The sequence below is a fragment of the Acidobacteriaceae bacterium genome (genome assembly GCA_028283655.1).
Classification (GTDB): domain Bacteria; phylum Acidobacteriota; class Terriglobia; order Terriglobales; family Acidobacteriaceae; genus Granulicella.
On record JAPWKE010000003.1, the window covers coordinates 3,129,741 to 3,141,678 of the forward strand.

6 protein-coding genes are annotated in these 11,938 nt (G+C 64.3%); all 6 read right to left on the reverse strand.

Going from position 1 to position 11,938, the window contains the following annotated elements; translation table 11 throughout:
- Window positions 1-124: 124 nt before the first annotated feature.
- On the reverse strand, window positions 125-2,677 hold the full coding sequence (locus tag PW792_15825) for a hypothetical protein (GenBank protein ID MDE1163392.1): 2,553 nt from the start codon (window positions 2,675-2,677) through the stop codon (window positions 125-127).
- 252 nt (window positions 2,678-2,929) lie between these two features.
- Entirely contained in the window at window positions 2,930-5,296 is a 2,367-nt protein-coding gene (locus PW792_15830) for a hypothetical protein (protein MDE1163393.1), read from the reverse strand.
- A gap of 338 nt (window positions 5,297-5,634) precedes the next feature.
- Window positions 5,635-7,323, reverse strand: a complete 1,689-nt coding sequence (locus PW792_15835; protein ID MDE1163394.1) for an alpha/beta hydrolase fold domain-containing protein — start codon at window positions 7,321-7,323, stop codon at window positions 5,635-5,637.
- Window positions 7,324-7,337: 14 nt separating this feature from the next.
- The gene (locus tag PW792_15840) at window positions 7,338-8,093 is read right to left on the reverse strand and encodes an SGNH/GDSL hydrolase family protein (GenBank protein ID MDE1163395.1); all 756 of its coding nucleotides are present in this window, start codon (window positions 8,091-8,093) and stop codon (window positions 7,338-7,340) included.
- Between the two features lie 99 nt (window positions 8,094-8,192).
- Window positions 8,193-9,656 carry an FGGY family carbohydrate kinase gene (locus PW792_15845; protein MDE1163396.1) on the reverse strand — a complete coding sequence of 488 codons (1,464 nt, stop codon included), beginning with the start codon at window positions 9,654-9,656 and terminating at the stop codon, window positions 8,193-8,195.
- On the reverse strand, window positions 9,653-11,869 hold the full coding sequence (locus tag PW792_15850; protein ID MDE1163397.1) for a bifunctional rhamnulose-1-phosphate aldolase/short-chain dehydrogenase: 2,217 nt from the start codon (window positions 11,867-11,869) through the stop codon (window positions 9,653-9,655). The genes PW792_15845 and PW792_15850 overlap by 4 nt, the downstream gene beginning before the upstream one ends.
- Between the last annotated feature and the right edge of the window lie 69 nt (window positions 11,870-11,938).

The following is an 11,938-nucleotide window of genomic DNA, read 5'->3' on the forward strand; positions in this document are numbered from 1 at the left end:
GACGAGACCACACGGCTTTCGTATGGTCTCGTCGTTCGTTGGCATGAGCCAGGCTTTGCTCTGCGAAGAGCCTGGCATGTGGCCCCGGTTGCCCGGAAAGGCGGACAACCGGATGGGATGTGGCCTAGGGACGCTGGCCAATCTTGCCGTTCTTGATTGCGAGCGACATCGGTTGCACGGTGGGACCGGCAGCACCGACAACGACTTCAATGAACGCAGCCGCCGAGCCACCACCAACGGTGAGCACATTGCCTGCGACGTCGAAGATAGGTTTGAGGCCACCGTAGCCGTTGGTGGCGCGGGTGTAGGTGCTGGCCGCTTCACCACGGAACTTGCAGTTGGTGCAGACAGAGCCACGGAAGCCGGGTTCGCCGCTTGCAGGAACTGGCGAGAGAGCAGCGCCGCTGTTGCTGAGTTCGCCGAGTCCGTGCGAGCCGTTGATGATGAACCACGCGTTGCCGTCACCGTCGATGGAGATGCTGCGTGGCTGGTAGGTGGAGCTCATGCCTGCGGTATAGAAGTACTGGAAGTCCGTGGTGCTGGCGACCATTTGCGCAGGAGTAAAGGCGGTGCCGTACTGCGGCAGAGTCTTCGTAAGGGCAACCGGAACGGTGCTGTTGGAAGGATCGATCGTACCGGCACGAGCGACCCAGAGGTAGCCGTTGCTGTCGAAGGCGAGGTCCTGCAGGCTGGCGCCGAGGGGGTATGCCGTATCGCCAGCCGTGGCGCTGGCCGCTTTGCCAGCGAGTTGCGTGGTGCCACCCGCCGGTGAACCGACGGTGTTGACCGCTGCAGCGCAGCCGGGGTGGGTGCCGCCGTTGAGCATGACGTTGAGGAGGTTGGAAGAGCCCTCCTCCCAGAGGAACGGACCACCGGTGATCGGTGTGTTGACGCCGCCGCTGGTCGTGTAATCCGTCTTGTTGGGATCGACCACGATCGTTGCAGGGCTCTGCGAGTAGTAGACCGAACCGTAGACGAGACCGTTGGCGGGGTCCCCGTTCACGAAGCCGAGGGTGCCGGTGTTGATGGTGCCCTGCATGACGGAGAGGCTGGTGGGAGGCGCGCTGCAGTTGCCCGCCTTGCCGGTCTGTCCGACGTTCGCGATGTAGGGTGTGAGGTTGGTCCAGACAGTGTCGTTCCCGTCGACGAAGGTGATGGTCGGGCCGGAGTCTGTGGGGAGCGCATAGCCTGTGGCCCCGCTGCCGCCGGTGTCACCGAAGTTGCCGCCGTTGTAGGCGACGCCGCTGCCGGTGGCGCCGGAGCCGTTGACCTTGACGACGTTGGTGTTCTGGCGATCGCTGAACCAGAGGTTGTTGTTGGTGTCGATGGAGCCCTGGAACTTGCCGAGAGTCGAGGTGAGGACGGTGCCGGAAGAGTTCTTCTGGTACTGGCCGCCGATGGTGACCGCGCTGCCGCTGACGCCGTAGTTGCTGATGATGTAGTTGGCAGCAGTGGCGCCGGTGGCCTGGCCTGCACGAATGGGCACGCCCGCGTCGGTGAGTTCTAGCACCGTGGCTGGGTAGGTGCCGGCGGTGGTCTGCTGCGTGATCCAGAGATTGCCGTTGCCGTCAGGACTGAGCCAGGTTGGCATATAAAGCAGCTCGGTAGAGGTGCCGGGGATGACGGGCTTCATCTGGATGGCGATGGAGAAGTCATAGATGGAAGCCGCCGTGGTGACGTACGGAATGAACGGCGCGGTGGGTGGAATGATGTTGTAGAGATTGGTGACGTTGGTGGCCGCGAGCGCGGGATAGAGCGCAAAGTCGAGTGCAGCCTGCGCCGTATCTGCCGGAGCGGTGCCGCCGTAGGCCGTGACGTTATTGAAGAGCACGCCGCAGTTCGAGGTGGTGTCGCTGCTGCCCGCGAGGCCAGCGGAGTTGACGCACGCCGCGAGGATGTCAGCGATGGTGTTTACCTGCCAGAACTCGGCGACCGCTCCGGTGGCCCCGACGCTGCCGGTGCCCGAGACGGTGAGCGGAGAGTTCAACGCTCCGTTCCCGTTTGTGCCCGGGGAGATGCCGCTGTGAGGCTCAACGAGCAGGTTGTACATGTCGCTGGCGGTCTTGAGGCCCTGCATGTTGGTACTGCTGGTGGCGAAGTTGATGGAAGGCGTAGCCGCTGCTGCGCTTTGACCAGCGAGCGCGGTGCCGAAGAGGCTGGTGCGGCCGAACTGCGCGAAGGCATACGCCATGGCGACCGTGGTCTCTTCGTTGATGGAGATGAAGCCGTAGGTGGGCAGGTTCTCGCAGAGGCCGACGCTGGCCATGAGCGTGGAGCTGTTGTTGACGCCGGTGTTCAGTCCGGGGTCGCCGCCCGCTGCCGTGATGTAGAGGTAGCTGCCGGGTGTGCAGTTGTAGAGGCCGGTAATGTCGAACGCACCACCAGAGTTCGTGGTGACGCTCTGCGAGAGCAGCGGCTGTGCGCTGGCCGTATACGACGAGCCGGAGCCGACGCCGATCTGGTAGAGCTGAATCTTTGCGCCGGAGATGGGGTTCTGGCCGCCGATCAACGAGCCGCCGACATGGCCGGGCTGCAGGGCCTGCGTCACGCCGCTTCCGTTGCCAGCGGCGGAGCCGTCACCCTGAAACGCACAACCGGAGAGCGCCATAGACACGCAGCCGACAACGGCTGCGGAAACGATTTTGGAAGAAGCTGAACCGAACCAGCTGGAAGACATGTGGGACCTCAACGTTGATGTAGTTCTTACGGGAAACCTTGCAGCAGAAGCGATTGGGTGTTGGCCCCCGTAAAAGTTACGGACCGGGGCCTGAAGGGAGGGACGAGAATCAGCCCTTCCACCTGGCGCATCATGGGAACGTTTCCACGAATCGCCGAAACTATACATACAGCTCCTTCGCTTTGGCAACAATCTTTGTAGAGTCTCTGCGAGGTTCTTGCCTCGCCTTTGCCGGAAGCAACAATCCGCCCCTTATTGCACGGTCAGAGCAATGGTCTGGGTGGCCGAAATCGGAGTTCCAGAGTTGTTGGCGGTTGCCTTTACGGTCACGTTGTAGGTACCGGCGGTGGTGCCGCTGATAGGCAGGCTGGTGCTGGTGGTGCTGCCTGAAGAGCCGCTGCTGCAGCCTGCGAGCGGAAGAGAAAAACAAGCCACCAAGGCAAGCGCGAAGACGCCCCAGCTGCGGCGTTTGCGGCCGAAGGCGAGAGCAAGGACAGGCACACCGAAGGCGAGAAAGAGCGGGGCCTCCGTGGGCAGCGTGCGAGGCATGGCGGGTGCCTTTGCCTGTGCGCTGCTGGCGGCCTGGGTGAGGATGCCGACGGTCACGTTTGCGGATGTGCCGTCGGTCATGACGACGTTTTGACTGGAGAGGGTGCAGAGCGGAAGCACGGTGGCGGTGGTTCCCGTGGCCGCGGCGACGGCGCAGCTTAGCGTAACGGTTGCGTTTAGACCGCCTCCGGACTTCAACGTTAGCGTGTCTGTGTTCGAAGAAGAGGCCCCGGCTTTGAGGGCGATGCTCTGCGATGAGGTGGTCATCGAGAGCGTGGCGACGGGAACGATGAGCAGCTCGACGGCGTCATCCGCGATCGGGAAGGTGACGTTCTGGCCGGTCTGCGTGAAGGCGACGGAGGTGCGAGTGGTGAGGTTGGTTGCCGAGGAGGCCTTCATGCCTGCGGGCAGCGTGATGGTCAGCGGTACGGCTGCGGGCGAGGCCATGGTGAGCCAGCTCAGTGTCTGGTTTGCAACGATGGAGCGCTGCCAGGCGATGAACATCTGCGAGTTCGATCCGACGGTGGCCGAAGTGGAGCCGGTGACCTTTGCGATCGAGAGGTTGTAGTAGCCGGTGTAGCTGGCGACGGTGGGCAGGTTCGCCGCGGTAAAGGTGGGCGTGGCCGTGCCGGAGATGGCGGCGACATCACCCATGAAGCCCTTGATGGCGAGGTAGGGCTGGAGGACGGTGCCGGGCGTGGTGGAGGAGTCGACGAAGCCGTAGCCGGGCTGCGGCGTGGCGAGCTGGAAGAAGTCGATCCACTTCATGCCGAGCGCCATGTACATGGGAAACTCGCGCATGATGAAGCGGGCTTTGGCGTTCTGGTCGCCGGTGGAGGTACCGGTTTCCGTGATGCCCTGATCGATGCCCCAGCCGTACTTCTGGATCTGCAGCACGTTCAGTTGCACGGCGTATTTGAAGTTGGCCGCAGGGTCGTTGCCGTCGAGATAGCAGAGGCCCCAGGCGGTACCGGCGGCGAGGCACTGCGGGTTCCAGCCACCGTCTTCAGGGTCGTTGCCGTAGGGGTGGAACGACTCCGAGTTGAGGTTCATGGAAACCGACGCTTGTGTGACGCCCGGATTGCGGGAGCCGAGCAGCGAGTTGAAGCCGCTCTTGTGGGTGTAGCCCCACTCGTACCGGATGCCGTCGGGTGGGGTCTGGGCTTCGAGCGCGGTCACGAAGCCGGATTGATCGAGCGCCTGCGAGACGTCCGAGGGGATATTGGCGTCGTAGAAGTGCTGGCGCATGTCCCAGGGGTCGTGGGCCCAGGTGGGCTCGTTCCAGATTTCGACACGGCCGGTGAGGCCGTAGTCCTTCATGGTCTGCGCGAGGAAGCCGACGTAGCCACCGTAACCGACCGTCGCAGGGCCTGCATACGCGGCGATGGATGGGTCGGTGGCGGTTGCAGTTTTCACGCTGGGATAGAGAAGCTGGTTGACCGTGAGCAGTGTGCCGGAGGGGATGGCGACGGAGGTGACGGCCGAGATGGTGAGCGTGCTGGCACTGGTATCGACCGCTGTGATGAACGAGCCAGCGTAGGAGTTGCGGCCAAGCGCGGTGAACTGTACGCCGTTCTGCTGGAGCACGTGGCAGTACGGAACGTTGATCTGCGCAAGCGTGCCGGAGGTGGCCGTGACGGGGATGGTGTACGTGCCGACGGGTACGTCTGTGGTGGTCTTGAGCGTGACGATGGCGTGGTAGGGCGGACCGTAGGCTGCGATCATAAGCGGGCGCAGGTTGTAGGTCTTGGCCGCCTGCATGGCGGTAACGCAGCCGGCGGGCAGCACATAGCCGCCGGAGGTATTCTGCGCGGTCTGCACTTCGGTGGCCTGCCAGCCGCACTGGATGCGGACTTCGGTGGCTCCGGCGGCGGCGGCCTGCTGCAGCTCCCATGCGTTGGCAGGGTTCACGTTGAAGCCGAGGCCGTTCTTGATGGTGGTGGCGGTGACGACACCGTAGTCTTCCACCTTGGTGACGGACTGTGCGGAGGCTACCTGCATGAAGCTCAGAGTAAGAGCGATGGCGCCGACGTTACGGATACGTTTCCACAAAAAGTTTGAAGCCTTCATGACAGGTCCCTTTTCTCTTCTCTCTCGCAGTACAGAAGTGGATGGCGAGGCAGCGCCATCAGGCTTTGGAAGCAAGTACCTTTCGCAAAGCAGGAGCCACTATACGCACAGGTTTGTGGAGGTGGGAAGAGAAAAATGGAATCGTTTCCGTTTTGTGATTATGGCTGACTTGGATAGACAGGAAAAGCGAACACAGAGGTCGCGGAGATACACGGAGGAGCACGGAGAGTTTGGTGTCTACGTGCGCGTACGTGTGGTTATGCGCGCGACAAACAGGTCCCTCGCAGAGCGAGGGATGACGAGGATATTGGGCTTCGGTGGCGGAGTAGCGCGGCGGTTTATTCGGTGTGGGACATCCAGCCGTTGCGTTGGAGCCAGGTTTCGAGCAGTTGCGGCCAGGCCTGGGCGCCGGGGGTTGTTCCGGCGAGGCCGAGGCCGTGGTTGCCGTGCTCGAAGATGTGCATTTCTATGGGGAGGTGATGCTGCTGGTAGGCCTCGTAGAAGCGGATGGAGTTGAGCACGGGGACAACGCGATCATCGGTGGTGGTGAAGAGGAAGGCAGGTGGGCTATCGGGCTTGACCTGAAGCTCGTTCGAAAGGGATTTCACGAGCGCGGGGTCGGGATGCGGACCGAGGAGGTTGGCGAGAGAGCCGGGGTGCGAGAGTGCGGGATCGCCCATGGAGATGAGCGGGTAGCAAAGGATGCCGAAGGTAGGACGCGCGCTGAGGCTGTCGATGGCGTCTGGCGTGTAGGGCATGGGGGGAGCCAGGGACTCTGCGAAGTGCGTGAGCATGAAGGAGGCGAGATGGCCCCCGGCGGAGAAGCCCCAGATGCCGACGCTGTCGGCGTTGAAGCCCCACTCTGCGGCGTGGGAGCGGACGAGGCGCATGGCGCGCTCGGCGTCGAGCATGGGAGCGGGATATTGGTAGGGCGCGACACGGTAGTGGAGCACGATGGCCGCGACGTTGCGCGCGGCAAGCCAGCGGCCGATCTGCGCGCCTTCGTGGTCGAGCGCGAGGCCAGCGTAGCCGCCGCCGGGGAGCACGAGGACGGCGGTGTGCGTGGGGTTAGAAGCTGGCAGATACGCCTCGAGGAACGGGGTGTCGGCTTCCGAGTGACCACGAGCGAGTGGAACGGCTGCGGGCCAGACCGGCAGGCGGACGGGAGCGATGGCGGCGACAGGTTTGCCCTGCCACTCCTGCGCGAGCATGAGGCCTGCCGCTTTGTGCGTGGCGGTAGAGGGGTGGTCGCGGTGGTAGTAGAAGAACGTTTCCGGGCTGGCGCAGGGAGTGGTGTCTTCGTGGAAGATGGCACGGCCTGCGCAGGGGTTCTTCGTGTCGGTGATGCCGTAGGTGGCAGGGGAACGCATGACCGCGTCGAAGTAGAGGCCCCAGTCGCTGCTCTGCACCGTGGCGCCGGGGAGCTTGTGGCCGATGTCTTTGGGGATCATGCGGAGCGAGGTGTTGAGCCGAAGAGCGACGGCGCGAAAGCCGGGGATTTGCTCTGGCAGGGCGGCGACGCGGAAGCGGCGAGCGCCTGCGGCGTAAAGCTGCTGAATCTCTTCTTCGAGGTGCTGCACGGTTTCGAGCGTGGGAACGGTGCGGTCGTTACCGCCGCCAGCGAGGAAGAAGAGGGTTTCGTCGGGATTGAAGCGAAGCTTGCCGCTGTGGGCCAGATCGACGAACTCGTCGACCTGGTTGGCCATGCCGAAGCCGAGCATCGCCTCCTTTGTGACGTTGTGTCCGGGAGAGCGGCCGGTGGGAGCTCCGCTGACGGCGAAGTTGAGGCTGTCGTTCGGGGTGAAGGAGTGGTTCGGAGTCTTCAGCTCGATGCCGAGCTGCTGCGCGGCGTACCAGACGGCGGTGGGGCCGTTGCCGTCCACGTAGCCGCGACCGGTGTCGGAGTAGCTGTCGCCGAAGACGAAGACGCGGTGGATGGGCGCGTCGGGCTTCGGGGCACTTTGCGCAGCGAGCGGAAGCGAAGCAGAGGCGATAGCGGCGGTGGCGAAGAGCTTGCGGAGGTTCATGGCGGGGGTCTGGCCTACGGTTGCGTTTGCAGCGTTTTTTCGAGGGCGGGTTCGGCGAGCGATTCCATGATGGCGTAGCCGGGGGCCTGCGGGTGGACGCCGTCGAGCGTGAGTTCGGGCTTCAGCGCGCCATCAGGAGTGGCCATGGGCGTCCAGTAGTCGACGTAGACGATGCCCTGCTCTTCTGCGTACGACCTTATCCACTTGTTGAGCGCGACGATCTTCTGCGCGGGTTGGAGGCCGCGACGCCAGCCGTAGTCGGCCGAGGGCAGCAGCGAGCAGAGCACGACGCGGATGTGGCTGGCGCGAGCGATCTCCACCATGGAGCGGATGTTGTCGGCGATCTGGTCCTGGGTGCGGACGCCGGTGTTGCCCGCGATGTCGTTGGTGCCGGCGAGGATGACGACGGCTTCGGGGTGGAGGTTCACGACGTCCTGACGGAAGCGGACGAGCATCTGCTCGGTGGTCTGGCCGCTGATGCCGCGGTTGACGTAGGGCTTGCCGGGGAAGAACTTGCCGCCGTTACGCGTCCAGGCGTCGGTGATGGAGTCGCCGTAGAAGACGACGCGGCCAGGCTGATGGGCGGGCAGGGCGGCGTCAGCAGCGGCGTAGCGATCGAGCTGCGCCCAGTCGAGCTTCGAGAGGTCGGGGCGGGACGGCTTCGCGGCCTGCGGTGGTGCCGGGAGCGGAGCTGCCGGGACGGGCACGGTTTGAGCAGACGCTCCAAGCGCCATCGTGAATACTGCGGCCAGCAACGCCTTCGACTTCATGTGCTTCTTCTCCAGTAGCTCCGGTTGAGCGACCGGGCAGCGCATTCATCTTACATGCGGAAACGTTTCCATTGCGTCGCATGCAGCGGGGCGAGAGGTCTAGGCGACCGGGGAAGAGTCGCAAAGCATGGCAGCGTAACGATGTGCGCGTTCGTGCGAGGGTGCGGTGCTGGCGTCGAGCGCGGCGAGTTGCAGCGCGAAGTTGCCGACGGTGCTGCTTTCGGGCGAGCCGAGGAGGACGGGTTTGCCGGAAGCCTCTTCGGTGAGGCGGCGGAGGAAGGCGTTGCGGCTGGCACCGCCGACGGCGTAGATGCGAGTGAACTGCTTGCCGCTGAGGCGTTCGAGCTGTTGCAGCAAGGTGGCGTAACGAGCGGCGAGGCTGTGGAAGATGAGCGAAGCCATGGCAGGAGCGGCGGCAGAGGATTCGTCGAGCGGCGTGAGGTCGCGGGTCTGACGCTGGGTGTTGATGCGGGCGGGCATGTCGCCCATTTTGAGGAGCTCGGGGTCGTCGACGTCGAGGAGCGTATCGGGCGTGGGAGCGAGTTCGGCGGCAGCGCAGAGCGCGGCGATCTCCCAGGGGCTTCCCTGCTCTTCCCAATGCAACATGCATTGCTTGAGGAGCCACATGCCGTTGACGTTCTTCTGCAGGAGCGTGCGGTCGCGGTCGAGGCCGAGGTTGGTGAACTGCTCGGCGCGAGCTTCTTCTCCGTTGCAGGGCTGCAGGACGGGCGTGCCGACGAGCGACCATGTACCCAGGCTGATGTAGGCCCAGTCTTCGCCCGCGGCGGGAATGCCCGCGACCGCGGAGGCGGTGTCATGGCAGGCGGGCGCGATAAGCGCAGTGTCTGCGAAGGCCGGGAGGTCCGCGAGCGGGCCGCGGAGTTTGCCGACGAGGGTTCCGGCGCAGACGATCTCGGGCATGGTCGCGGGAGGAAGTTCTGCGGTTTGCAGGATCTCCGGGGACCAGTGGCGCGTTTGCAGGTCGATCATCTGGGTGTGCGTGGCGTTGCTGTACTCCGCAACGGGGCGGCCGCCCCAGCGGTGCAGCAGGTACTCGGGCAGGTTGAGCCAGACGGCGCCGTCGGGTTTGGCGGCGAGGTGGTCGGCGAAGCGCTGGTAGAGCGTGTTGAGCGGCTGGAGCTGGAGGCCGGTGATCTCGCGCAGGCGGTCGGGGCTGATGCGTTGATGAAGCTGATCGGCGGCGGCGGCGTTGCGTTCGTCGCGGTAGCAGAAGGGAGCTTCAAGAGGGTTGCCGGAGACGTCAAGGCGAACGTAGTCGACCGCCCAGCCGTCGACACCGAGGGAACGAATGCCTTCCGGGGCAAGCTCTGCACAGAGGCGGAGGCCGTGGTCGACGCCGCTGAGGATTTGATCCAGCGGCCAGCGCATGGTGCCGTCGGGGGCGAGGACGGGGCCGTTGGCGAAGCGGTGGACGAGCTGCATGTGCGGGAGGCCGTTGGCCCAGCGCAGCAGGCTGACTCGGCAGCTTTCTGCGCCGAGGTCCACTGCGACAGATGCCCGCGTCGCCGCGGGCATCTCTTCGCGTTGTTGGGTCGAACTCACCGCAGGAAGGCCTCGATGAGGCCGCCGTCCACGGGGATGAGATGGCCCGTGGTGCAACGGGAGAGCGGACCAGCGAGGAAGAGGATCGCTTCCGCGTTGTCCTTGGGGTCGATGGGGACGTGGGTGAGGGTGCGCTGCGCGTAGAACTCGGCGAGAGCGTCGCGGAGGTCGTCGTCGCTGGCTGATTCCGCGAAGGGAATGTTGTACTTCGCGAGCGAAGCCTTCACACGGTCACGCGGGAACATGGTGGAGCCCTTGACGACGGTTGCGGGGCTGATGCCGTTGACGCGAACGAGCGGAGCCATCCCCACGGCGAGCTCGCGCACGAGGTGGCTGAGCGCAGCCTTGCTGACGTCGTAGGCCTCGCTGCCGCGCTTGGGCACGACGGCGTTTGCAGAGCTGGTGAGCACCAGCGTTGCGGGCACACCCTGCTTCTTGAGCAGCGTGTTGCATTCTTCCGCGAGGCGGAAGTTGCTGGTGACGTTGATGTCGAGCGTGAGGCCCCACTGGTCGTCGCTGATAACGCCCGAGGGCGACGACGGGAAGATGGCCGCAGTGTTGACGACGATGTCGAGGCCGCCGAAGGCCTTCACCGTTGCGGCGAGGGCTTCGCGGATGGCTTCGCGCTTCGTGATATCGATGGAGGTGAAGGCGACGGCTTCCTTGCCGGCGATGGCCTTGCACTCTTCCGCAACGCGCTCCGCCCCAGCGACGTCGCGGTCGGCGACGACGACGTGTGCGCCGCGTTCTGCAGCCAGCAGAGCTACTTCACGGCCGATGCCACTGCCACCACCGACGATGAGAGCGATCTTGCGGCTGAGCTGCTTCTCGGGTGGCTGGCGACGGATCTTCGCTTCTTCCAGTGCCCAGTACTCGATGCGGAAAGCCTCGCTGGGTGGGAGGGCGACGTAGTTTTCAAAGACGGTGAACTGGTCGGCGCTGGCAGCCGGACCTGCCTGCGGAACGTCTTCACACTTCACGCCGCCGCCGAGCGCGCCTGCACCTTCCATGACACCGATGGCGTTGATGTAGAACTCACCGGTGAGACGGGCTTCGGTCTTGTTCTTGCCGAAGGTGAACATGCCAACGCCGGGAACGAGCACGACGGTGGGGCTGGCGTCACGCTGCGCGGGCGACTCCGGCAGAGCGTGCCTGGTGTAGTACTGCGCGTACTCGGCGCGGTAGGTTTCGAGCGCGGTCTCCACGATGGAGGCAAGCTCTGCCGCATCGCCAGAGGGGTTCCACTTGAGGAACATCGGGCGGATCTTGGTGCGGATGAAGTGGTCGGGGCAGCTGGTGCCAAGGTGCGCGAGCGGCTCGGCATGGTCCGAGTTGACGAAGCGCAGAACCTGCTCGGTGTCAGAGAAGGAGCCGATCCAGCGCTGCTTGCGCGAGACCGCGCCACGCAGAACGGGCATAAGCGCTGCCGCGATTTCGCTGCGGTCGGTGCGGGTCTCCGCCTTCGCACCGCCGAAGGACTTGTGGCCTTCGCGGAGGCTGTGACGCTCAATGAACTGGCCGAGCTGGTCGATGATGGTGATGGTGTTGAGGTAGCACTCGCGCTGCGTGTCGCCCCAGGTGAAGAGGCCGTGGCCGCCGAGGACGACGCCGTCGCAGCCGGGGGTTTCTTCAACGATGCGGCGAAGCATCATGCCCAGCTCAAAGCCGGGGCGCTGCCAGGGGAGCCAGGCGAGCTTATGGCCGAACTCCTTGTTGAACTCTTCCATCTTGGCCTTGCCGTTGGCCGACGCCGCGAGGGCGATGGCCCAGTCGGGGTGAAGATGGTCGACGTGCTCGAACGGAAGGAAGCCGTGCAGCGGCGTGTCGATGGAGGCTGCGGTCGGGTTGTTGTTGAAGGTGACGAGCGGATAGAGCGCGACCATGCCGTCTTCTTCCGCAACGCCCTTGTACTGCTTTTCTAGCTGGAGCAGACGGTCGAGGTAGAGCGTAGCGAAGCCGGCGCGCTTGATGGAGCCGAGGTCGCCGCCGGAGCCCTTGACCCAGAGCACCTTCACAGGCTGCTGCGAGACGGGGTCAATGGTTTCCAGCTTGGAGCTCGTGTTGCCGCCGCCAAAGTTGGTGATGCGGAGATCAGAGCCGAGGAGGTTCGAGCGGTAGCGGAGCAGCTCAGGTGCGTCCAGTTTTGCGGCTACGGCGTCGTCCCAGCGATCTTCCAAAAACTTCAGTTGTCCGGTGTTATTTCCCTGCTGCACGATGGTTCATCCTCTCTATTTCAGGCGTCGTCATGATCTCACGACGAAAACCAATATGGCAATTATTTC